Annotated in this window: 23 protein-coding genes; 10 read left to right on the top strand and 13 right to left on the bottom strand. The window is 69.1% G+C overall.

Features of this window, described 5'->3' with window-relative positions; genetic code table 11:
- Positions 1-62: 62 nt before the first annotated feature.
- Both L3Q67_RS21500 and L3Q67_RS21495 read left to right on the top strand, forming a co-directional pair.
- Positions 63-1781: a DEDD exonuclease domain-containing protein gene (locus L3Q67_RS21500; protein ID WP_499191167.1), complete on the top strand. Its 1719-nt coding sequence runs from the start codon at positions 63-65 to the stop codon at positions 1779-1781.
- Between the two features lie 58 nt (positions 1782-1839).
- A complete protein-coding gene (locus L3Q67_RS21495) occupies positions 1840-2118 on the top strand; it encodes an Lrp/AsnC family transcriptional regulator (protein WP_209669225.1) in 279 nt (92 codons plus the stop codon).
- Between the two features lie 164 nt (positions 2119-2282).
- Here the strand turns inward: L3Q67_RS21495 and qcrB are convergent, their stop codons facing one another.
- The 4 genes from qcrB to ctaE are packed head-to-tail and all read right to left on the bottom strand — an operon-like array spanning position 2283 to position 6614.
- Positions 2283-3971, bottom strand: coding sequence for a cytochrome bc1 complex cytochrome b subunit (gene qcrB, locus L3Q67_RS21490; protein ID WP_499191166.1), 1689 nt, complete (start codon positions 3969-3971; stop codon positions 2283-2285).
- On the bottom strand, positions 3968-5116 hold the full coding sequence (qcrA, locus tag L3Q67_RS21485; RefSeq protein WP_499191165.1) for a ubiquinol-cytochrome c reductase iron-sulfur subunit: 1149 nt from the start codon (positions 5114-5116) through the stop codon (positions 3968-3970). The genes qcrB and qcrA overlap by 4 nt, the downstream gene beginning before the upstream one ends.
- A gap of 3 nt (positions 5117-5119) precedes the next feature.
- Positions 5120-5944, bottom strand: a complete 825-nt coding sequence (gene qcrC, locus L3Q67_RS21480) for a c-type cytochrome (protein ID WP_499191164.1) — start codon at positions 5942-5944, stop codon at positions 5120-5122.
- A 43-nt stretch (positions 5945-5987) separates the two neighbouring features.
- Positions 5988-6614, bottom strand: a complete 627-nt coding sequence (gene ctaE, locus L3Q67_RS21475; RefSeq protein ID WP_499191163.1) for a cytochrome c oxidase subunit 3 — start codon at positions 6612-6614, stop codon at positions 5988-5990.
- Positions 6615-6768: 154 nt separating this feature from the next.
- Here ctaE and L3Q67_RS21470 point away from each other — a divergent pair, with 154 nt between their 5' ends.
- Complete coding sequence (locus L3Q67_RS21470; RefSeq protein ID WP_499191162.1) at positions 6769-7185, top strand: hypothetical protein; 417 nt, start codon at positions 6769-6771, stop codon at positions 7183-7185.
- A gap of 7 nt (positions 7186-7192) precedes the next feature.
- Complete coding sequence (trpD, locus tag L3Q67_RS21465; protein ID WP_499191161.1) at positions 7193-8233, top strand: anthranilate phosphoribosyltransferase; 1041 nt, start codon at positions 7193-7195, stop codon at positions 8231-8233.
- Between the two features lie 302 nt (positions 8234-8535).
- Here trpD and L3Q67_RS21460 read toward each other — a convergent pair whose 3' ends face one another.
- The gene (locus L3Q67_RS21460; RefSeq protein WP_499191160.1) at positions 8536-8955 is read right to left on the bottom strand and encodes a cytochrome c oxidase subunit 4; all 420 of its coding nucleotides are present in this window, start codon (positions 8953-8955) and stop codon (positions 8536-8538) included.
- Positions 8956-9003: 48 nt separating this feature from the next.
- Positions 9004-9951, bottom strand: a complete 948-nt coding sequence (gene ctaC, locus L3Q67_RS21455) for a cytochrome c oxidase subunit II (RefSeq protein ID WP_499191159.1) — start codon at positions 9949-9951, stop codon at positions 9004-9006.
- Between the two features lie 142 nt (positions 9952-10093).
- Here ctaC and asnB point away from each other — a divergent pair, with 142 nt between their 5' ends.
- Positions 10094-12028, top strand: coding sequence for an asparagine synthetase B family protein (gene asnB, locus L3Q67_RS21450; RefSeq protein ID WP_499191158.1), 1935 nt, complete (start codon positions 10094-10096; stop codon positions 12026-12028).
- A 257-nt stretch (positions 12029-12285) separates the two neighbouring features.
- Here the strand turns inward: asnB and L3Q67_RS21445 are convergent, their stop codons facing one another.
- The 4 genes from L3Q67_RS21445 to L3Q67_RS21430 are packed head-to-tail and all read right to left on the bottom strand — an operon-like array spanning position 12286 to position 15731.
- A complete protein-coding gene (locus L3Q67_RS21445) occupies positions 12286-13308 on the bottom strand; it encodes a type 2 periplasmic-binding domain-containing protein (RefSeq protein WP_499191157.1) in 1023 nt (340 codons plus the stop codon).
- Positions 13305-14105: an ABC transporter permease gene (locus L3Q67_RS21440; RefSeq protein ID WP_499191156.1), complete on the bottom strand. Its 801-nt coding sequence runs from the start codon at positions 14103-14105 to the stop codon at positions 13305-13307. Before L3Q67_RS21440 ends, L3Q67_RS21445 begins: the two co-directional genes overlap by 4 nt.
- Positions 14095-14910: an ABC transporter ATP-binding protein gene (locus L3Q67_RS21435; RefSeq protein WP_499191155.1), complete on the bottom strand. Its 816-nt coding sequence runs from the start codon at positions 14908-14910 to the stop codon at positions 14095-14097. Before L3Q67_RS21435 ends, L3Q67_RS21440 begins: the two co-directional genes overlap by 11 nt.
- Positions 14911-14927: 17 nt before the next feature.
- Complete coding sequence (locus L3Q67_RS21430; RefSeq protein WP_499191154.1) at positions 14928-15731, bottom strand: IclR family transcriptional regulator; 804 nt, start codon at positions 15729-15731, stop codon at positions 14928-14930.
- Between the two features lie 387 nt (positions 15732-16118).
- On the opposite strand from L3Q67_RS21430, the gene L3Q67_RS21425 reads away from it, so the two are divergent.
- Positions 16119-16772: an aldehyde dehydrogenase family protein gene (locus L3Q67_RS21425; protein WP_499191153.1), complete on the top strand. Its 654-nt coding sequence runs from the start codon at positions 16119-16121 to the stop codon at positions 16770-16772.
- A 49-nt stretch (positions 16773-16821) separates the two neighbouring features.
- On the opposite strand, the gene L3Q67_RS21420 is transcribed toward L3Q67_RS21425, so the two are convergent.
- Entirely contained in the window at positions 16822-17808 is a 987-nt protein-coding gene (locus L3Q67_RS21420; RefSeq protein ID WP_499191152.1) for a carbohydrate kinase family protein, read from the bottom strand.
- Between the two features lie 147 nt (positions 17809-17955).
- Between L3Q67_RS21420 and L3Q67_RS21415 the strand changes: the two genes are divergently transcribed.
- Entirely contained in the window at positions 17956-18129 is a 174-nt protein-coding gene (locus tag L3Q67_RS21415; protein WP_499191151.1) for a hypothetical protein, read from the top strand.
- A gap of 73 nt (positions 18130-18202) precedes the next feature.
- Here L3Q67_RS21415 and L3Q67_RS21410 read toward each other — a convergent pair whose 3' ends face one another.
- A complete protein-coding gene (locus tag L3Q67_RS21410) occupies positions 18203-18577 on the bottom strand; it encodes a HesB/IscA family protein (RefSeq protein ID WP_395907735.1) in 375 nt (124 codons plus the stop codon).
- Positions 18578-18736: 159 nt separating this feature from the next.
- Between L3Q67_RS21410 and L3Q67_RS21405 the strand changes: the two genes are divergently transcribed.
- The 3 genes from L3Q67_RS21405 (at position 18737) to L3Q67_RS21395 (ending at position 20935) form a co-directional block, all read left to right on the top strand.
- Positions 18737-19387: a DUF3043 domain-containing protein gene (locus L3Q67_RS21405; protein ID WP_499191150.1), complete on the top strand. Its 651-nt coding sequence runs from the start codon at positions 18737-18739 to the stop codon at positions 19385-19387.
- Positions 19388-19687: 300 nt separating this feature from the next.
- Positions 19688-19912, top strand: coding sequence for a hypothetical protein (locus L3Q67_RS21400; RefSeq protein WP_499191149.1), 225 nt, complete (start codon positions 19688-19690; stop codon positions 19910-19912).
- A gap of 33 nt (positions 19913-19945) precedes the next feature.
- A complete protein-coding gene (locus L3Q67_RS21395; protein WP_499191148.1) occupies positions 19946-20935 on the top strand; it encodes an aldo/keto reductase family protein in 990 nt (329 codons plus the stop codon).
- 77 nt (positions 20936-21012) lie between these two features.
- On the opposite strand, the gene L3Q67_RS21390 is transcribed toward L3Q67_RS21395, so the two are convergent.
- The gene (locus L3Q67_RS21390) at positions 21013-21690 is read right to left on the bottom strand and encodes an IspD/TarI family cytidylyltransferase (RefSeq protein WP_499191606.1); all 678 of its coding nucleotides are present in this window, start codon (positions 21688-21690) and stop codon (positions 21013-21015) included.
- Positions 21691-21712: the final 22 nt, after the last annotated feature.

Genomic DNA, 21712 nt, shown 5'->3' with positions numbered 1-21712 from the left:
CCGCCGTGGCATGTTGTTACCGAGCCGGAGATTGTCGGTGGCGGTGCCTAGGGTGGCGACCCATGACGGTGGCACATGGCTCCGGGGCAGGCCAGCTCGCCTTCGACGAACTCGGCACCCCGCTGCGGGACACCACCTTCGTGGTGTTCGACCTGGAAACCACCGGCACCAAGCCGGGCCCGGACGGCATCACCGAGATCGGCGCGGTCAAGGTGCGCGGGGGCGAGGTGCTGGCCGAGTTCGCGACCCTGGTCGATCCGGGCGTGCCGATCCCGCCGCAGATCGTCTCGATCACCGGCATCACCTCGGCGATGGTCTACGACGCGCCCCGGATCGACCGGGTGCTGCCCGCCTTCCTCGAGTTCATCTCCGGCGCGGTGCTGGTCGCGCACAATGCCGCCTTCGACGTCGGCTTCCTGCGCGCGGCCTGCCAGGGCCACGGCTACCCGGTGCCGAAACCGGCGGTGGTCTGCACGGTCCGGCTCGCGCGCCGCGTCATCACGCGCCAGGAGACGCCGAGCCACCGGCTGTCCGCGCTGGCCGCCTTGTTCAACTCCAGCACGGTGCCGAACCACCGCGCGCTGCAGGACGCCCGCGCCACCGTCGACGTGCTGCACGGTCTGCTCGAACGCGTCGGCTCGGTGGGCGTGCAGTCGCTCGAGGAACTGCTCGACTACCTGCCGGAGGTCACCCCGCAGCAGCGCCGCAAACGCGGCATGGCCGCGCACCTGCCCACCACGCCGGGGGTCTACCTGTTCCGCGGTCCGGGCGCCGAAGTGCTCTACGTGGGCACCGCGTCGAACCTGCGGCGACGGGTGCGGCAGTACTTCACCGGTTCGGAGAGCCGGGGCCGCATCCGCGAGATGGTCGCGCTGGCCACCGGCGTCGAAGGCATCGAGTGCGCGCACTCGCTGGAGGCCGAGATCCGCGAGCTGCGGCTGATCGCCGCGCACCGGCCCGCCTACAACCGGCGCTCGAAGAACCCGCACAACTCCTGGTGGATCACGCTGACCGACGAGGCGTTCCCCCGGCTGTCGGTGGTCCGGCTGCCCAAGGACGGCGCGCTCGGCCCGTTCCGCACCCAGGCCGACGCGAAGGTGGCCGCGGACACCCTCGCCGGTGCCTCCGGGCTGCGCACCTGCACCCAGCGCATCTCGGCGACGGCGCCGTCCGGGAAGCCGTGCGTGCTGGCGGAGCTGGGACGCTGCGGGGCGCCGTGTGCCGGGCACCAGAGCGCCGGCGAGTACGAGCCGGGCGTGATCGCGGTGGCCGACCTGATCGCCGGGCGGGGCAACGAGCCGCTGCGCTCGGCGGCCCATCAGCTGGACCTGCTGGCCGAGGCGGAGCACTTCGAGCAGGCCGCCCGGCGACGGGACGAGCTGGCGCTGCTGGTGCGCTCGGTGGACCGCGCGCACCGGCTGGCTTCGCTGGCCACGATCCCCGAACTGGTCGCCGCCCACCCCGACGGCGCCGGCGGCTGGGAATTCGCCGTGATCCGCTACGGCCGCCTCGCCTCGGCGGGCGTGGCGCGGCGGGGTGTGGCGCCGATGCCGGTGGTCGACGCGCTGGTGGCCTCGGCGGAGACGGTGCTGCCCGGTCCGGGGCCGCTGCACGGGGGTTCGCGGGAGGAGGTCGGCATCCTGCTGCGGTGGCTGTGCCGGCCGGGGGTGCGGCTGGTGCGCACCGCCCAGCCGTGGGCCGAGCCCGCGCGGGGTGCCGGGTCGTGGCGGCCGTGGCTGGACCTGGTGGGCAGCGCGACGGCGCTGGAACGCGTGAACTGAGGGTGCCCGGCTACGATCGCCGACGAGACGACCCCAACGCAGCCAGGAGGGCATCCCGGTGATCACCGCGATCGTGCTGATTCACGCCGCAGCGGACAGCATCCCCGAAACCGCGCAGGCGATCGCGGACATCGACGGCGTCACGGAGGTCTACTCCTGCGCCGGTGACGTGGACCTGGTGGCGATGGTCCGGGTCAGCGCGCACGAGGACCTGGCCGACCTGATCCCGGCGAAGATCGGCAAGATCCCGGGCGTGCACAACACCGACACGCACATCGCCTTCCGCTCGTACTCGCGGGCCGACACCGAATCCGCCTTCTCCATCGGCGTCGACTGACCCCTCGCCCACCCGGGCCGCCCCCCGACTCGAATGCTATGAGTGGGGCATTACTTGCGTTCAATGCAAGTAATGCCCCACTCATAGCATTCACGGCCCGAGGCACCCGGCGAAGCGAACGGGCCGCACCCCCGAGGGGATGCGGCCCGTGTCACGTAGTGGCCCTAGTGGCCGCTGGTGATCTCCGTGCTCTCCTTGGTGGCGCCTTCACCCACCGCGGACGAGTCGACGTCACCGGGACCGTGCCCGTCGCCGCCGTGGCCGTTCGAGCGGGCGCGGTCCAGCGCGGTGGTCTCCTCCGCCGGGTCCGCGACCAGCCAGCCACCGGGCACCGCGCGCCCGGCCGAGCCCAGCTTGTTCATCTTCTTCGGCACCGACGCGCCCTGGTACTCCAGCGGCAGCGGGTGGCCGTGGCCGTCCACCGGGCCCAGCGGCTGGTGGATCTCGATGAACTCACCGTGCGGCAGGCGCTTGATGATGCCCGTCTCGACCCCGTGCTCCAGCACCTCGTGGTCACCGCGCTGCAGCCCGATGCACACCCGGTAGGTGAGGTAGTACGAGAGCGGCGGCGCCAGCAGGATGCCGATCCGGCCCGCCCAGGTGGTCACGTTCAGCGAGATGTCGAACGTGTAGGCGATGATGTCGTTGAAGCCCGACAGCATCAGCACCATGAAGAACGTCAGCGCCATCACGCCGATGCTGGTGCGGACCGGGTTGTCCCGGGGCCGCTGCAGCAGGTTGTGGTGCGCGGTGTCGCCCGAGAGTTTTCGCTCGATCCAGGGATACGCCAGCAGCAACCCGATCAGGATCGGCATGCCCAGCGCGCCGACGAAGAACACCGGCGGGATCGTGTAGTTCCCGAGGTAGACCTCCCACGCCGGCCAGATCCGCAGCATGCCGTCGGCCCAGGCCATGTACCAGTCCGGCTGCGAACCGGCGGAGACCTGCGACGGGTTGTACGGGCCGATGTTCCAGATCGCGTTGATCTGGAAGATGCCCGACATCGCCGCGAGCACGCCGGTGACCAGCGCGAAGAACGCGCCGCCCTTGAGCGCGAACACCGGCATGATGCGCACGCCGACGACGTTGGTCTCCTTGCGCTTCGGCCCGGGGAACTGCGTGTGCTTCTGGTACCACACCAGCGCCAGGTGCGCGCCGACCAGCGCCAGCATGATGCCCGGGATCAGCAGGATGTGCAGCGTGTACAGCCGCGGGATGATCTCCGTGCCGGGGAACTCCCCGCCGAAGAGCGCCCAGTGCACCCAGGTGCCCATCACCGGCACCGAGAGCACGATGCCCGACAGGGTGGCGCGGATACCGGTACCGGAGAGCAGGTCGTCCGGCAGCGAGTAGCCGAAGAAGCCCTCGAACATGCCCAGGACCAGCAGCAGCGCGCCGATCACCCAGTTCGCCTCACGCGGGCGCCGGAACGCACCGGTGAAGAAGATCCGCATCATGTGCACGAACATCGCCGCGACGAAGATCAGCGCGGCCCAGTGGTGCAACTGGCGGACGAACAGCCCGCCGCGGACCTCGAAGGTGATGTCCAGCGTGCTCGCGAACGCCTTGGACATCTCGACGCCCTGCAGGTTCTGGTAGGCGCCGTCGTAGATGACCTCCTGCATGGAGGGATCGAAGAACAGCGTCAGGTACACCCCGGAGATGATCAGGATGATGAAGCTGTACAGCGCGATCTCGCCGAGCAGGAAGGACCAGTGGGTCGGGAACACCTTGTTCAGCTGGTGCCGCATGCCCTTGGCCAGGTGGTACCGGTCGTCGGCCCAGGTGGCCGCGGCACCTGCGGCCTTTTCGGCCGGGTTTGACCCCTTGGTGGGGGTGGTCAGTGAACTCATGACTTGCGCTCCCAAAACCCAGGACCGACTGCCTCGATGAAGTCACCTCTCGCAACGAAGTAGCCCTCTTCGTTCACGGTAATGGGCAACTGGGCGAGTGCGCGAGTCGCCGGCCCGAAAACCGGCTTCGCGTAGTGCAGTGCGTCGAACTGCGACTGGTGACACGGGCAGAGGATCCGGTTGGTCCGCTGCTCGTACAGCGAGGTGGGGCACCCCACGTGGCTGCAGATCTTCGTGTAGGCGTAGAAGTCACCGAAGTTGAAGTCCTCCTGGCCCGCCCGCTTGACCACGCGCGCGGCGTCGGCCGGGCGCAGGCGGATCAGCATGACCGGGTTGTCGGACCGCTTCAGGGCCTTGGCCAGCAGCTCGTGGTTGCCGCGCTCGGACTCGCGGAACGGGAACACCGTCTCCATGGCGCCCGCCTCGAGGTCCTCCGGGCGCACCAGCGAGGGCTCCTCCGGTTCGTGCCCGAGGTGCGCGGTGTGCCTGCGCAGGTAGACGACCTCACCCGGGTAGTTCGGCTGCCAGCCGGTGTGCCACAGGGAGTCGCGGTTCTCGGTGTCCTTCCACGGGTCGCGGATGAACGACGCGAGCGGCAGCGCGACGGTGGCCAGGCCGAGCGCGCCCGCGCCGAGGCCGACGCTGCGCTTGATCGCCGAGCGGCGCGCGATGGTGCTGCGGCTGCCCGAGTCGGCCAGCTGCGCGACGATCGTCGCCTTGTCGACCTCCTTGGACCCGCCGTCCCCGCGCTGCTGCACCGCGATCTCGTCCGGGATGAACTTCTTGGTGTAGAGCAGCACGCCGATGGCCAGCGCGAGCACCGCGAGGCCGAGCGTGACACCCAGCATCGGGGTGTAGAGCGAGTACCAGAAGTGCCCGGTCTCATCGGTCGGCGACTTGTACTGCCACGGCCACCAGATCAGCGAGACCACGAAGCCGAGGCCGGCCAGCGCGGAGATCAGGAACCAGATCGCCACCGAGCGCTCGGCGCGCTTCTCCGCCTTGGTGCCCTTGACCGGCCACTTGTCCTCGTAGTGGATCAGCTCGACGCCGTCCAGGTTGGTACCCAGCTTCACCAGCTGGTCGCGGTCCATGTCCGCCAGTTCCGCCTCGGTGGGCGGCTTCGGCTCTTCGCCGCTACTCATGCCCTAAGCCCTCGATCCAATCCAGAGGGTCACACCGACCAGCGCGGCGATCCCCACGATCCACGCGACCACGCCTTCCGAAGCCGGACCGAACCCGTTGAGGCCGTTCCCGCCCGGGTTGTTGTTGCCGTCCGATACGGACTTGACGTACGCGATGATGTCCTTCTTCTCTTCCGGCGTGAGCTGCCGGTCGGAGAACTTCGGCATGTTCTGCGGGCCGGTGAGCATCGCGGTGTACAGCTGCTCCTCGTTGGCCGGGGCCAGCTGAGGGGCGTACTTGCCCTCCGAGAGCGCCCCACCGGCACCGGTGAAGTTGTGGCACGAAGCGCAGTTCAGCCGGAACAGCTCACCACCGCGGGCCGGGCTCTGGCCGCGCAGTTCCTCACCCTTTTCGGTGGGCCGCTGCGGACCGCCGCCGTTCGCCTGGATGTAGGCGCCCAGTGCGTCGATCTCCTCCGCGGTGAGCTTCGGCGGCTTGCGCGCGGCCTGCGCCTCCTGGCGCACGGCGGGCATGCGGCCGGAGGAGGTCTGGAAGTACACCGCGGCTTCGCCGATGCCGACCAGGCTCGGGCCCTTGTCCTGCACGCCTTCGAGGTTCGCGCCGTGGCAGGTGCTGCAGGTGTTGTTGTAGATCTCCTCGCCCTTGCGCAGCAGCGCCGGGTCGACCTGCGCCTGCGCGGTCTGGGGCTCGGGGGCGAACACGGCGTACAACCCGCCCGCGCTCAGCAGCGCGACGAAAAGCGCCAGAAGGCCGGCTACCCGCCGCTGGAACTTCGTGCGGCGCCGCCGTGGCTTCGTCGCCGAGGCGGGTTTCTTGCTGGTGGTCATCTTGCGGCAACCCTTGCTGTCAGTTCGGCCGGGACGGCTGGTCTCAGGGAACGATGTAGATCACCGCGAACAGCCCGATCCACACGATGTCGACGAAGTGCCAGTAGTACGACACGACGATCGCCGAGGTGGCCTGGGCCGGGGTGAACTTGCTCAGCCGGGTGCGGATGAGCAGGTACACGAACGCGATGAGCCCGCCGATCACGTGCAGGCCGTGGAAACCGGTGGTCAGGTAGAAGGCCGTGCCGAACGCACCGGACGGGATGGTCACGCCCTCGTTGATCAGCTGCAGGTACTCATACCCCTGGCCGCCGACGAAGATCGCCCCCATCAGCAGGGTGATCAGGTACCACCGGCGCAGCCCGTAGACGTCACCCTTCTCCGCCGCGAACACGCCGAGCTGGCAGGTGAACGAGGAGGCCACCAGGATGATGGTGAAGGGCAGCGCGAACGGGAGGTTCAGGTGGATCGGTTCGCCGGTCGACTCCAGGATCGGCGGCCAGTGACCGCTCGCATTCTGTGCCTTGACCGTGAAGAAGATCGCGAACAGCCCAGCGAAGAACATGAGCTCGCTGGACAGCCAGACGATGGTGCCCACGCTGACCATGTTGGGGCGGTTCAGCGAGTGCACGCGCTGGCTGATGGTGGGAGCCGTTGTCACGAGTCGCATTATGTCTCCTCGCGACCGCGGCCCGCCCGCCGGGTCTCCGGCGCGTCGCGCGCCGACTGGATCACACCGGCGCCCGCCCTGGTGCTGGGCCCGGCGGCACCGGGCGGATAGCATCGGCCCATCCCCGCTCCACTACCCGGCCGGAGGCAAGTTCATGACCGAGTCAAGCCCGGCGAAGAAGATCCTGGTGTTCAGCCACCGCGCCGAGGTGCGTGAGTCGATCATCTCCGCGGTCGGCCGCCGCCCGGCCACCGACCTCGGCCGCGTGGACTACACCGAGGCCGGCACCGTCTCGGAGGTGCTGATGGCGATGGACGCGGGTGAGGTGGATCTCGCCATCCTCGACGGCGAGGCGCAGCCGACCGGCGGCATCGGGCTGACCCGGCAGCTGAAGAACGAGATCACCGACTGCCCCCCGATCGTGGTGGCGGTCCGGCGCAAGGACGACCGCTGGCTGGCCACCTGGTCGCAGGCGGACGCCGTGCTGGTGCACCCGCTCGACCCGCTGACCGCTGCCGAAACCGTCGCCGAGGTCCTGCGCGCCACGCCGGTCCCCGCCGTCCGCGGCTGAGCCGGCCGTGCCCGAGCACAGCTGGCCCGCACTGCTCAACCAGCTCATCGCCGGCACGGACCTGTCCGCGCAGGACACCGCGTGGGCGATGGACCAGGTGATGTCCGGCTCGGCGACCGACGCACAGGTCGCCGGGTTCGCCGTGGCGCTGCGCGCCAAGGGCGAGACTTCGGCGGAGATCTCCGGGTTCGCCGAGGCGATGCTGTCGCACGCCCGCCGCGTGCACGTGGACGTGGCGGCGGTGGACATCGTCGGCACCGGCGGGGACCGCTCCGGTTCGGTGAACATCTCCACGATGACCTCGCTGGTGGTCGCCGCCGCCGGGGCGCCGGTGGTCAAGCACGGCAACCGCGCGGCCTCGTCGAAGTCCGGCGCGGCGGACGTGCTGGAGGCGCTCGGCGTCAAGATCGACCTGCCGCCCGCGGGCGTGGAGCGCTGCGTGGCCGAACTCGGCATCGGGTTCTGCTTCGCGCCGATCTTCCACCCGGGTTTCCGGCACGCCGGCCCGACGCGGCAGCAGCTCGGCGTGCCGACCACGTTCAACCTGCTCGGCCCGCTGACCAACCCGGCCCAGCCGTCGGCGGCGCTGATCGGCTGCGCCTACGCGGACAAGACCGCGGTGCTGGCCGAGGTGTTCGCCCGCCGCGGCCACTCGGTGCTGCTGGTCCGCGGGGACGACGGACTGGATGAGATAACCACCACAACCACGACTTCGGCCTGGGTCGTCTCCGGCGGCAAGGTCCGCGAGGAGACAATCGATCCGTCCGCCTGGGACATCCCCCGCGTCACCGCTGAGGATCTTCGCGGTGGGGACGCGGCTTTCAACGCCGAAGTGGTCCGGGAACTCGTCTCCGGCAAAGCTGGACCGGTGCGGGATGCCGTCCTGGTGAACGCGGCGGGTGCCCTGGCGGCGCACACCGGCTTCACGGGGTCGCTCGCTGAAGACATCGGTTCTGGGCTGGCGAGGGCTGCCGAAGCGATCGACTCGGGGGCTGCTGCGGACCTGCTTACGCGGTGGGCTTCTCTGTCGACTTCGCTCAAGTCGTGAGTGTTGTGAGCATTGTGAGCCGCCCCGGTTTTTTAGTGTGACTACGGCGAAGGCCTCGATGTCAAGGCGGGAGAGATGCCTTGACATCGAGGCCTTCGCCGTGTTTTTGGCTGTGGACCGGGGCGGGGTGGGGGGTCTGGGCGGTGCTCACCGCTGGGTGCCCGGGTGACGGTCGGTTGGGGGCTGCTCAGGTGGTCCCGTCCCGCCAGACTGGGGGCTGAATGCAATGAGTGGGGCATTACTTGCGTTGGATGCAAGTAATGCCCCACTCATAGCGTTCGTAGTGAGCGAGCTCGGGAGAGTCAGTCGTGGTTGGGGCCGGTGTGGTATTCGAACACCAGGCCGCCGATGGTGATCAGCAGCATCACGATGGCGGTGACCAGCAGCCAGATTTCGAAGAAGGCCATCGCCACGCCCGCGGTCGCGGCGGAGGCGGCCAGGCCGATCGGCCAGTAGCTGCCCGGGCTGAAGAAGCCCAGCTCACCGGCGCCGTCGCTGATCTCGGCGTCCTCCCGGTCCTCCGGCCGCGGCTCGATGCGGCGGGAGACGAACCGGAAGTAGCTCCCGGCCAGCAGCGAAAGCCCACCGGTGAGGATCAGCGCCACCAGGCCGATCGGCTCGACGCCGTAGGGACTCAGCCACCCGGTCATCACGCCGTAGACGACCGACACCAGGAACGCGAAGAGGGTGACGATGTCGAAGATCCGGGCTTCGACCTTCATGGGGCTTTCCTCACTCTGAGCTGCGGACGACGGACGGCGGCGGCCGGCTCAGCCGGTCGCGGTCCGGGCGGTGCGGTCGGTGTTGAACGGCTGGGTGGTGGTCGCCTGCGGCGCGCACAGCTCACCACAGTTCAGCGCCGACAGCGCCTCGGCGGTGGTGTTCGGCTTGCCGGTGGCCGGGTTGACCTGGGTGCGCAGCCGGATGAACTGCTCGTACTTGTCCGGCGAAAGCGCCCGGACCTCGAAGTTCATCACCGCGTGGTAGGTACCGCACAGCTCGGCGCAGCGGCCGACGAAGGCGCCTTCCCGGTCGATGGTGTTCTCGAACGACCAGTCCTGGTTGTTCTTCTCCGGGTGCGGCATCACGTCGCGCTTGAAGTGGAACTCCGGCACCCAGAACGAGTGGATGACGTCGGTGGAGCGCAGGTTGTACCGGATCGTGCGATCGGTCGGCAGGACCAGGATCGGGATCTCGGCGGAGCTGCCGACCGTGCTGATCGTCTGCGCCTCGGCGTCGCGCGACTCGCTCGGGTACTGGAACTCCCAGTTCCACTGGAAGGCGATCACGTCGACGGTGACGTCGGGGTCCTCGGTCTTGCCCAGCACCTTGGACTCGGTGGTCGCGGTGAAGAAGAACAGCACGCAGACCATGATCACCGGCACGACCACGCAGAACAGCTCGAGCGGCACGTTGTACTGGAACTGCCTCGGCAGCTCCGGCTCCACGCCGTCCACGGCCTTCTTCTTGCGGTGGAAGGCGACCGACCAGAAGATCAGCGCCCACACGATGACGCCGACGACCAGTGCCGCGATCACCGACCAGGTCCACAGGTTCCGCATGCTCTCGGCCTGCGGGGTGACACCCTCGGGCCAGCCGAAGCGCAGGACCTCATCGCCGGAGCACCCGGTCGCCGTCACGGCGACGAGCGCGGCCAACAGGGTCACCTTTCCGACCTTCGACCGCCTGCCGGCCGGGGTGCGCTCTGCAACGCCCACTGCGGGATTCCTCCTAGCGCGATCCATTTGACCTCCGGAGCCTAGCCGAGCAACCGGGCGGTCCCACCCAAGGGGTAATCGTTCGTGTCGTCCATACTTGGCCACTCGACTTACGGCTACGACCAGAGGTGTGTGAAGACACGTGTGCGGCCTGCTCGGACTGGTGTGCGCCACTGAAGAAGACGCGGCGAAGGCCCGGGACGCGGTGGGCGCGGCCCTGCGCTGCCAGCGGCATCGCGGCCCCGACGAGACCGACACCTGGGCGGACGCCGAGGTGGTCTACGGGTTCAACCGGCTCGCCTTCATCGACCTCGAGCACTCCCACCAGCCCCTGACCTGGGGCCCGCCGGAGTCGCCGAGCCGCTACACGATGAACTTCAACGGCGAGATCTACAACTACCTCGAACTGCGTGAGACGCTCGCCACCGAGCACGGCGCGAAGTTCAACACCGAGGGTGACGGCGAGGCCATCGTGGCCGCCTACCACTACCTCGGCCAGGACGCGGTCAAGCAGCTGCGCGGCATGTTCGCCTTCCTGATCTGGGACTCGCAGGAGAAGCTGGTCTACGGCGCCCGCGACCCGTTCGGCATCAAGCCGCTGTACTACTCCGAGGGGCCGGGCGGGGTCGCCTTCTCGAGTGAGAAGAAGAGCCTGCTGGAGCTGTCGGACACCCTCGGCGTGAAGCAGCAGCTGGACCAGATCGCGCTGCAGCACTACCTGACCCTGCAGTACGTGCCGGAACCCGAGTCGCTGCACGTCGGCGTGCGGCGGCTGGAGTCGGGCACCTCGTTCACCGTCTCCCCCGGCGGCCAGGTCAAGACCGAGCGCTACTTCTTCCCGGAGTTCACCGCGAAGCCGGTCTCCGGGCCGCGGGGTTCCGAGGAGCTGTACGAGCGCATCTCGCAGGTGATGCAGGACTCGGTCGCCAAGCACATGATCGCCGACCCGGACGTGACCGTCGGCGCCTTCCTTTCCGGCGGCATCGACTCCACCGCGACCGCGGCGCTGGCCAAGCGGCACAACCCGAACCTGATCGCGTTCACCACCGGGTTCGAGCGCGAGGGGTACTCCGAGGTGGACGTGGCCGCGGAGTCGGCCGAGGCGATCGGGGTCAAGCACGTCATCCGCACCGTCTCCAGCGAGGAGATGATGGAGGCGCTGCCGCTGATCGTCTGGTACCTCGACGACCCGGTGGCCGACCCGGCGCTGGTCCCGCTGTGGTTCATCGCGCGCGAGGCCCGCAAGTACGTCAAGGCGGTGCTCTCCGGCGAGGGCTCGGACGAGCTGTTCGGCGGGTACACCATCTACCGCGAGCCGCTCTCGCTGGCGCGCTTCGAAAAGATGCCCGGTGCGGTGAAGAGCCTGCTGGGCAAGGTGTCCACCAAGATTCCGGAGGGCACCCGCGGCAAGGACCTGCTGCGCCGCGGTTCGCTTTCGCTGGAGGAGCGCTACTACGGCAACGCGCGCATCTTCCGCGAGGACCAGCTGCGCGGCGTGCTGCGCAACTTCACCGACGGCGTCGGGCACCAGGACGTCACCGAGCCGTGGTACCGCATTTCGCGTGACTGGGACCCGGTGGCGCGCATGCAGCACGTGGACCTGTTCACCTGGCTGCGCGGTGACATCCTGGTCAAGGCGGACAAGGTGACCATGGCGAACTCGCTGGAGCTGCGGGTCCCCTTCCTCGACGCCGAGGTGTTCAAGGTCGCCGCGAGCATCCCGCTCGAAGAGAAGATCACCCGTGAGACCACCAAGCACGCCCTGCGCCGCGCGCTGGACGGCATCGTGCCCGCGCACGTGCTGAACCGGCGCAAACTGGGCTTCCCGGTCCCGATCCGGCACTGGCTGCGCACCGACATGTACGACTGGGCGCGCGGCATCGTCTCGGACTCGAAGACCGAGCACCTGTTCGACAAGCCTGCCGTCCTGCGGATGCTGGAAGAACACAAGGCGGGCACCCTGGACCACAGCCGCCGCATCTGGGCGCTGGTCGTCTTCATGCTCTGGCACGGCATCTTCATCGAGCACCGGATCAAGCCGGAAATCCCCGAACCCGTCTACCCCGTGAAGCTCTAGCTCGCCGTGAATGTGGCTTTCACGGCACATTCCGCCGTGAAAGCCACATTCACAGCACCCTCGCGCTTCTCCCATGTCACGACCCGCGCAACGCACCAGGCGCCCGGCAACGACAGCCGCCCACCAGAGCCACCCACCCCTCCCATCCCCGGTCCCAAGCCAAAAACACGGCGGGGGTTCCGTTGTCAAGGCATCTCTCCCGCCTTGACAACGGAACCCCCGCCGTAGTCACAATAAAAAACCGGGGTGGAAAACCATCACTGAGGCAAGTAATCATTCGAATAAGTCCGACTGAGATCCATCGGCGCCCCAGCGATCTCCTTGTCGAACTGCGATAGCACCTTGTGCACAGCCTCCGCCCCTTCCGCAGGCATCATCCCGTCCCGCGAGAAGGACTCCTTCGCCCGCCCGATCGCCTGCACGTAGACGTCCCGGTTCCCCTGCGCGTACTCCGCGGGCATGCGCGCGGCGATCTCGTCCGGCGAATGCTGTTCGATCCACCTCAGCGTCTTCACGATCGCGTTGGCCAGTTTCCTCGCTGTGTCACCGTTGTTGGCCAGCCATTCGCCCGACGAGTACAGCACCGCCGCCGGGTACGCGGGGACGCCGAAGTCCTCCTGCACGCCCTCCGCGGTGCGCGTGTCGGTGAGGATCTTCACCTTGTCCACGCCGACCCTGGTCTGCAGCACCGAAACCGCCGGGTCGATCATCACCGCGGCGTCCACCCGGCCCTGCTCCATCGCGGCCACCGCCCCGGCGTCCCCGCCGATGCCCTGCACGTGCGCCGCTCCCGGGTCGAGGCCGTGCTTGCCGAGCAGGTACTTGAGGAAGAAGTCGGTGGACGAACCGGGCGCGGTCACCCCGACGTTCGCCCCGGCCAGGTCGGTGATCGAGTCGATCGGCCTGCTCGCCCGCGGTGAGACGGCCAGCACGATCGACGGATACCGCAGCATCGTGACGAACGACTTCACCTCCTTGCGCTTGGCCTGCATCTGGATGGTGTGGTCGTAGTACCCGCTGACCACGTCCACGCTCCCGCCCTGCATGGCCTGCAACGCCTTCGAGCCGCCCTGCAGGTCCTCCAGCTCGACCTTGAGGCCCTCCGCCTCGTAGTACCCGAGCTGTCGCGCCAGCGTGGTCGGCAGGTACACCAGCAGCGGCTGCCCGCCGACCCCGATCCGCACCTCGCCCCCCGCGGCGCGGTCCCCCGGCTTCCCCTGGCAAGCGGTCATCGTCAGCGCCACCACGAGCAGCAGCGCGCCCACCCTCGCCCGCTTCATCGTTGTCCTCCCAACTCGATGCCACGGCGGGGTTTCCACCGCAGCAGGTGGCGCTCGACGCGGTCGACTCCCGCATCGACGACGAGCACCACCACCGAAAGCACGACCATGCCGGTGAACACCCCCGTGGTGTCGAAGGTCCCCTCGGCCTGGGAAATCAGGTACCCCACCCCGGCCGACGAGCCGAGGTACTCCCCCACCACCGCGCCGACGATCGCGAAGCCGACGCTGATGTGCAGGCTCGAGAAGATCCAGGTGAGCGCGCTCGGCAGCAGCACGTGCCGCACCAGTTGCCCCTCCTTGGCGCCGAGCATGCGCGCGTTGTCGACCAGCACCCGGTCGACCTCGCGCACCCCCTGGTAGGTGTTGAAGAAGACGATGAAGAACACCAGCGTGATGCCGAAGGCCACTTTGGACCAGATGCCGAGCCCGAACCACAGCAGGAAGATCGGCGCCAGCACCACGCGCGGCAGCGAGTTCGCCACCTTGAGGTACGGGTCGAAGACCGCGGCGAGGAAGTCCACGCGGGCCAGCAGGAAACCGAGCACCAGCCCGAGCAGCCCGCCGAGCACCAGCGCGAGCGCGGCCTCCAGCAGGGTGGTGCCCAGGTGGTCCCAGAGGTAGCCGGTGCCGAACCACTCCCCGGCCCGCACCACGATGTCCGACGGCTTGGAGAAGAAGAATTCGTCGACGACCCCGGTGCGCGAGCCGACCTCCCAGCCCGCCACCAGCAGCACGGCGAGACCGGCCTGCGCGGTGCGCACGGCCGGACCGCGCCGCCGGGCCCTACGCTTCACCCCGGTTCCGGTCATAGGCCGCCATCACCTCGTCTCGCAGGTCAGCCCAGATCGCCCGGTAGATCCCGGTGAACGCGGGCTCGGTCCGGACGTCCAGCAGGTCGCGCGGCCGCGGCAGGTCCACCGGGTACCGGCCGGCCACCCGGCTCCCTGGTCCGGCCGAGAGCAGCACCACTTCGTCCGAAAGGGACACCGCTTCGTCGAGGTCGTGCGTGACGAACAGCACGGTCTTCTCCGTGCCGGTCCACAGGCCCAGCAGTTCGTTCTCCATCACCTGCCGGGTCTGCACGTCCAGCGCGCCGAACGGTTCGTCCATCAGCAGCAGTTCCGGGTCGCCGATCCAGGTTTGCGCCACCGCGGTCCGCTTCCGCATCCCGCCGGACAGCTGGTGCGGGTAGGCGTTCTCGAAGCCGGTCAGGCCGACGCGGCGCACCCAGTCGCGGGCGCGCTCGAGGCGTTCGCGCTTGCCCACCCCGCGCAGTTCGAGCCCGAACGCCACGTTGCCGAGCACGGTTTTCCACGGCAGCAAGGCATCCTGCTGGAACAGGTAGCCGGCGCGGCGGTTCGGCCCGGACACCGGTTCACCGTCGATGAGCACCCTCCCCGATGACGGCGGGAGCAGCCCGGCCACCGCGTTGAGCACGCTGGACTTGCCGCAGCCGGTGGGCCCGACGAGGGCGACGAACCGCCCCCGCGCCACGCTCAAGTCCACTTCGGACACAGCGGTGTAGGCACCCCCGGCCCCCGGGTACGCGATGGTCACCGACTCCAGTGCCACGGCCGGTGCGCTGCCGTTGTCCGCCACCCCTCGTCACCTCCGGCTCACCCGCCAGCAGTCAACTCCGCGTGTCCCAGCGCCGCCGACAGCCGTCTCGCCGCGGTGACCACCGCTTCGGTCCACAACGACCGGTTCGCGTCGGTGAAGCGCTGTTCGGGGACGCCGATGCCGAGGACGGCGGCGAGTTCGCCGGTGTGGTCGTGCACGGGCGCGCTGATCGACGCCGTGCCGTGGTCCCGCTCGGCGACGCTGTCGGCCCAGCCGCAGGACTGGATGCCGACCAGTTCGGCGCGCAGGCGATCGGCGTCGACGATGGTGCCGGGCGTGTACGAGGTGAGTTCGCCGAAATCGAGCACGCGGTCGCGGACCTCGTCCTCGTAGGCCAGGAAGACCTTGCCCGCCGAACCCGCGTGCAGCGGCATGACCTGGCCGATGCCGATCAGCCGCACCACCTCGTGCCGGGTCTCGGCCAGCCCCACCAGCACGCGCTGGTCCCCGTGGCGCACGAAGAGCAGGGCTGTCTCGCCGGTGGCGTCGCGCAGGGCGTCCAGTTCCGGCTGGGCGAGCATCGTCAGCCGCGACTCGGTGCGGCGGCTGCGAGCCCAGCGCAGCACGCCGAGGCCGACCAGGTAGCGCCCGGCGATCACGTCCAGGAAGCCTTCGGCGACGAGGTTCTGCAGCAGGCGCACGGTGGTGCTGACCGGGAGTCCGGTGGCGCGCTGCACCTGGCGCCAGGTCAGCCCGGCCGGATCGGCGGCCACCACGTCGATCACCCGGCGCGACTTGGCCAGCACCAGGATCGGCTGGCTCGGCGGGCGGACTCCGGCCCGAGCGTCTCCGACGACCATGTGGCACCGCTCCCCGAACTGCGGGCCTCCACCACATCGTGGAAGGCGTTCCGGAATGTGGCTCGACCCTAGCCCATCTGTGATCTGGGCAACACCATCTTTCCCAGATCACGGGAGCGGTTGTCCAGTTTTCCGGGGAAATCACCCGGATTTCGCGAATGCGTTGCTGCATTCGGGGCGTGGTATGCGTGATCCCACTCACCGGTGATCCTCGTTTGCGCTGTTCGCTCCGAACTCGCTGCATTAACCCTTGTACAAGACCGAGTAGCCTCGCCCAGGGCTGATCAAGGGTCCGCTCAGCCCGCCCCACCGGGAATTCCGACCGGCCGCGCCACCCGCGCCAGCCGGTCGTTCGCGCGCGTCCACCCAACCCGCCGGGAGGCATCGGTGAAGCACGTCCTCGAAACCCAGCCGGGAGCGCCCGGTCGCGCGGTCAACCGGCACTTCTGGCGCGGTGCCTGGCTGGATGACGACGAAGTGGACAGACACATCGGCTCGCTCGGGCACACGGCGCGGATGGTGCTCGCCGGCGCCCGGCTCAACCCGGTGGTGGTCCTCGCCGCGTGCGGCAGGCTGCGCAACCTGCTCGCCGTGCCGAGCACGGACCTGCGCGGCAGGCTGACCGATCGGCTGCGGGCGCAGAACGTGGCCGGGCCCAGGATCGAGCGCACCTTCGCCGGACTGCTCGACGCGCTCCCGCGCCTGACCCGGTCCGGTTTTCCCGCCAGGGCGGCGAAAGCGGAGCTGCACACGCACATCGTCACCGGGAACGAACCCGCGGTCGGCGCGCTCAGCGCGGTGGAAGGCCTGCTGTCCGGGCACTTCAACGTGGTCAAGACCACCCGGCACGACTCGCTGTTCGCCGCCGAACTGCTGGCCGGACTGTCCGCGCTGGACCCCACCGGCCAACTCGGCGCGCGCCTGGTGGTGCTGCGGTTCTCGGCGGTCACCCGGCGGGACTGGATGGAGCGGATCTGCGGACCAGCCGACGCCGTCGCCGTCCGCGGGCCGAAGCTCTCCTACCCCCACAGTCCACAATAGACAAACGAGTGGGGCACCACCGTCGGTGCTGCCCCACTCGTGCGCCGGTTCAGGGCAGGACCGTGCCGATCTCCGCCGCGGCTTCCGGGCCGAACGCCTCGGAAATGCGCGCCAGCGCGCTTTCCTTTTCGAAAAGCCATTCCTGCGTGCCCACGGTTTCCAGCACCAGCACCGCGATCAGCGAGCCGAGCTGCGCGGCGCGCTCCAGGCCGAGGCCGCCGTGCAGGCCGGCCAGGAAACCGGCGCGGAAACCGTCGCCGACCCCGGTCGGGTCGGACTTCGACAGCTCCGGCACCGCGGGGACCTGCAGGTTCGTCCCGTCGGCGCCGACGATCTCGACGCCCTTCTCCCCCAGCGTGGTGATCCGCAGGCCGACGCGGCTGAGCACGTCCGCCTCGGTCCAGCCGGTCTTCTGCAGCAGCAGTTCCCACTCGTAGTCGTTGCTGAACAGGTACTTCGCGCCGTCGATGAACAGGCGCGCCTGCGCACCCTCCATCCGGGCCAGCTGCTGCGACGGGTCCACCGCGAACGGGTAGCCGCGCTGGCGGCATTCCTGCGCGTGCCGCAGCATGCCCTCGGGGTCGTCCGGGCTGAGCAGGGTCAGCGACAGCCCGCCGACGCGGTCGTGGATCGGGCCGATCTCGATGTTGCGCGATTCGGCCATCGCACCGGCGTAGAAGGTGGCGATCTGGCAGAGGTCGTCGTCGGTGGTGCAGACGAACCGGGCGGTGTGGGCCACTTCGGACACGTGCACGCCGGCGGTGTCCACGCCGTGGCGTTCGAGCCAGGAGCGGTAGTCGTCGAAGTCCGCGCCCACCGAGCCGATCAGCACCGGCCGCACCCCGAGCACCCCGAGGCCGAAGGCGATGTTCGCGCCGATGCCCCCGCGCCGGACGATCAGGTCGTCGGCGAGGAAGCTGAGCGAAACGCGGTGCAATTGCTCCGCGACGAGCTGCTCGGCGAATCTGCCCGGGAAGTGCATCAGATGGTCGGTTGCGATACTGCCGGATACCGCGATCCGCGCCGTGGCTGCCACCGGTTCTCCTTGTTCGGGTCGTCAGGGCGGTCAGTCCCCGAAGTTACCGCCTGGTCATGCCCCATCCGGGTGCTTCGGGCACACCCGGCCGACATTACCGCCAAGTACCGGTGGGCGAATCCGCCGAGCGCGCATACGTTCGGCTGCGTGAGCACACTTACCGAGCCCGAAACCATCGGCGAACTGATCGCCGACTGCGCCGACCTCCCCGCTGAACTGCACGCCTGCGTGAGCACCCCCGCCACGCCGAAGGCGGCACCGCACTGGACGGTCGACGACCGCTGCCACGCGCAGGTCGCCGAACTGGACGCCTACGTGTGAGCTGAAACACAGTCAAAAAAGGCGGGACCGGAATCACCGGCCCCGCCTTTTCACGTTCTGTCCCGATCGCGGCTCAGTGGAACGAGTCGCCGCACGCGCAGGACCCGGTGGCCTGCGGGTTGTCGATGGTGAAGCCCTGCTTCTCGATGCTGTCGACGAAGTCGATCACGGCCTCGGAGACGTACGGCGCGCTCATCCGGTCCACCGCCACGCGGAGGCCGTCGAAGTCGCGGAAGAGGTCACCGTCGAGGGTGCGCTCGTCGAAGAACAGCTGGTAGCGCAGGCCGGCACAGCCACCGGGCTGGACGGCGATGCGCAGGTGCATGTCGTCGCGGCCCTCCTGCTCGAGCAGGGCTTTGGCCTTGGCGGCCGCGGTGTCGGTCAGGGTCACGCCGTGGGTGGCCTCGGCGGCCTCCGTCTGGCCACCGGTCTGCTCAGCGGTCGTCATGACTCTCCCTCGTGGTGTTGCGGTGGGCATGAGAACCCCGGTTACCCGGATCAACAACCCCGTTGCCCATTCTGTTCCACGCCCTCGGCGCGAACTCCATGGTGACACATCCCGCGACCGGCTGAACGAGCGCGGGCGGGCCTGGAATACCCTGACGAGGTGAGGTTCCTGCGGCGTAACAGCACTACAGCCACCGATAGCCCCGACGACGCGGCCTCGGCGGTGACCGAGGTCTCCGAGCAGACCAGGGGGGTCACCCCGAGCAAGGGCCGAGCCACGCCCAAGCGACGGGAGGCGGAGGCGAAGCGCCGCGGCCCGGTGGCCCCGCCACCGAAGACCATGCGCGAGGCGATGAAGCGCAACAAGGAGCTCCGCAAGGCGAACCCCACCTCCAAGGAGGACCGGCGCGCCGCCGCCAAGGAGCGCCGCGCCCGGATGGACGCCGGGGACGACAAGTACCTGCTGCCGCGCGACCGCGGGCCGGTCAAGGCCTACGTGCGCGACCTGGTCGACGCCAAGCGCAACCTGCTCGGCCTGTTCATGCCGCTGGCGCTGCTGGTGTTCGTCGCGCTGCTGGTGCCGAACGTGTCGATCCAGCGCTACGCCACCCTGCTGTGCACGGTGATGCTGCTGGGCATGGTGGTCGAGGGCTACTTCAACGGCCGCCGCGTGGCGAAGGCGGTGCGGGAGAAGTTCCCCAAGGAGGACTTCAAGGCCCGCTCGGTCGGCTGGTACGCCTTCATCCGCGCCAGCCAGATCCGCAAGCTCCGCGTCCCCAAGCCCCGCGTCAAGCCGGGCGACGCCGTCTAGATCCTTCCGGCGCGGCCTCGAGTCCGGCTACACTGGCGGTGCCTGAATCCTTCGCACTGCTCGTCATATGGGGGCAGTGAGAAGAGCCATCGTTCCCGAGAGTTCCATGAGGGAGCGACACACCCGCGGGGCCATCGGCCTCGCGGGCCAGTGGTTCGCCTGGCTGCCCGCTGACAGCCACCCGGGGCCGAGCCGCTGCGCGCGCCGATCTTCACCGGTCGGTGGTGGCCAGGCTCCCACTGCCAGCCACACCCGGCCGGTGAGCACGCCTCGGGACTCGTCCGGCGGCGAGGGTTGGTTGTGCCAGCGACTCCGTGGATCGTCGACGTCCTCAAGCTCACCCCGCTCGCGGCGATCGCCGTGCTGCTGCTCCCGCACCTGACCGGCCTGGTGTTCTACGGCCTGTTCCTCTGGCGCGCGGCACCCGAATGGGAGTTCTCCTACGAAGCGCTCGGCGTGAAGCTGCGCTGCGGTCCACCGGCCGCCGAATCCGTGGACGAGGCGGGAGCTACTCCAGGTCCTTAGCAAGGCGAACGATGAGCGACTAGGCTCGGCACCATGGAGTTTCGACGCCTCGGCCGCAGTGGCCTGAACATCAGTGAGATCTCGTACGGCAACTGGCTCACCCACGGCTCCCAGGTCGAAGAGGAGCAGGCGCAGGCGTGCATCAAGGCCGCGCTGGAGGCCGGCATCACGACCTTCGACACAGCTGACGTCTACGCCAACACCGCCGCCGAATCGGTGCTCGGCCGCGGCCTGGCCGGGCAGCGCCGCGAGAGCCTGGAGATCTTCACCAAGGTCTTCTGGCCGACCGGTCCGAAGGGGCCCAACGACAAGGGCCTGAGCCGCAAGCACATCATCGAGTCGGCCAACGCGTCGCTGAAGCGGCTCGGCACCGACTACATCGACCTCTACCAGGCCCACCGGTTCGACCGCACGGTGCCGCTGGAGGAGACCTTCCTCGCCTTCGCCGACCTGGTCCGCCAGGGCAAGGTGCTCTACGTCGGCGTCTCGGAGTGGACCGCCGAGGAGATCACCCGCGGGGCCGCGCTGGCGCGTGAGCTGCACGTGCCGTTCATCTCGAACCAGCCGCAGTACAACGCCCTCTGGCGGGTGATCGAGGCGCAGGTCATCCCGGCTTCCGAGCGCGAGGGCCTCAGCCAGATCGTCTGGTCGCCGATCGCGCAGGGCGTGCTGACCGGCAAGTACAAACCGGGCCAGCCGCTGCCCGAGGGCTCGCGCGCGACCGACGACAAGGGCGGCGCGAACTTCGTCCAGCGCTACCTGAACGACGACGTGCTGACCCGCGTGCAGAAGCTGGAGCCGCTGGCCGCGGAGGCCGGGCTGTCGCTCGCCCAGCTGGCCGTGGCGTGGGTGCTGCAGAACCCGAACGTGGCCTCGGCGATCATCGGCGCTTCGCGGCCGGAGCAGGTGCACGAGAACGTGAAGGCGGCGGGCGTCAAGCTCGACGCGGACCTGCTCGCCAAGATGGACGACATCCTGGACGGCGTCATCGAACGGGACCCCTCGCTCACCAAGTCGCCGTAACCCGGCGGCCGGAATGCTATGAGTGGGGCATTACTTGCATTGAACGCTAGTAATGCCCCACTCATAGCATTCGGGGGCTACAGGGTGCCGGGGGGTTGGAGCAGGTGTTCGACTACCCGTAGGTCGTGTGGGTAGGTCACTTTGAGGTTCCGCTCCTCCCCCGGCACCCAGTGCACCGGCAGGTCCGCGAAGCGTTCCATGCAGGACGCGGTGTCCGTGCCGATGAAGCCTTCGCGGTCCGCCTGTTCATAGGCGGCCAGCAGCGGTCCGGCCCGGAAGCCCTGCGGGGTCTGCACGCGCACGGCTCCTTCGAGCACGCCGTCGAATCCGGTGCCGTCCTCGGTGGCGACCACGACGTCGTCGGCGGTCAGGCCGGGGACCGCGCCCCCGAACTCCCGCGCCGCATCCAGTACCGAGGTGATCAGGGCGGTCGACGCCAGCGGGCGCGCGCCGTCGTGGATGAGCACGGTGTCGATCTCCCCGCTGCCGATGCGTCCCGAAAGGTGGCGCAGCGCCCGCAGTTCCGATTCCTGCCTGCTGGCACCGCCGTGCACCAGTTCCACGTCGAGATCGCCGACCACCTCTCGCGCGAAGTCCTCGTCCTGCGGGCGGATCACCAGCACCAGCACGCCGAACTCCGGGATACCCGCGAAGGCGTCGAGCGACCAGCAGGCCAGCCTCCGCCCGGCGAGTGGGAGGTACACCTTGTTCAGCTCGGCGCCCACGCGGCTGCCAGAGCCGCTCGCCAGCACCACACCCGCCGCGGTCGTCACGGCG

It is taken from the genome of Saccharothrix sp. AJ9571, from assembly GCF_021725495.1.
GTDB lineage: Bacteria > Actinomycetota > Actinomycetes > Mycobacteriales > Pseudonocardiaceae > Amycolatopsis > Amycolatopsis magusensis.
Note: the sequence above shows the minus strand (reverse complement) of the source record. Positions and strands in the feature narration are given on the sequence as shown.

What these genes read in the sequence shown, in the direction of transcription:
- L3Q67_RS21500 (WP_499191167.1), top strand. Translation starts at nt 63, where the DNA reads ATGACGGTGGCACATGGCTCCGGGGCAGGCCAGCTCGCCTTCGACGAA.
- L3Q67_RS21395 (WP_499191148.1), top strand. Translation starts at nt 19,946, where the DNA reads ATGGAGTTTCGACGCCTCGGCCGCAGTGGCCTGAACATCAGTGAGATC.
- L3Q67_RS21460 (WP_499191160.1), bottom strand. Translation starts at nt 8,955, where the DNA reads ATGAAGGTCGAAGCCCGGATCTTCGACATCGTCACCCTCTTCGCGTTC.
- qcrB (WP_499191166.1), bottom strand. Translation starts at nt 3,971, where the DNA reads ATGAGTTCACTGACCACCCCCACCAAGGGGTCAAACCCGGCCGAAAAG.
- qcrA (WP_499191165.1), bottom strand. Translation starts at nt 5,116, where the DNA reads ATGAGTAGCGGCGAAGAGCCGAAGCCGCCCACCGAGGCGGAACTGGCG.
- L3Q67_RS21430 (WP_499191154.1), bottom strand. Translation starts at nt 15,731, where the DNA reads ATGGTCGTCGGAGACGCTCGGGCCGGAGTCCGCCCGCCGAGCCAGCCG.
- L3Q67_RS21410 (WP_395907735.1), bottom strand. Translation starts at nt 18,577, where the DNA reads ATGACGACCGCTGAGCAGACCGGTGGCCAGACGGAGGCCGCCGAGGCC.
- L3Q67_RS21445 (WP_499191157.1), bottom strand. Translation starts at nt 13,308, where the DNA reads ATGAAGCGGGCGAGGGTGGGCGCGCTGCTGCTCGTGGTGGCGCTGACG.
- L3Q67_RS21470 (WP_499191162.1), top strand. Translation starts at nt 6,769, where the DNA reads ATGACCGAGTCAAGCCCGGCGAAGAAGATCCTGGTGTTCAGCCACCGC.
- qcrC (WP_499191164.1), bottom strand. Translation starts at nt 5,944, where the DNA reads ATGACCACCAGCAAGAAACCCGCCTCGGCGACGAAGCCACGGCGGCGC.
- ctaE (WP_499191163.1), bottom strand. Translation starts at nt 6,614, where the DNA reads ATGCGACTCGTGACAACGGCTCCCACCATCAGCCAGCGCGTGCACTCG.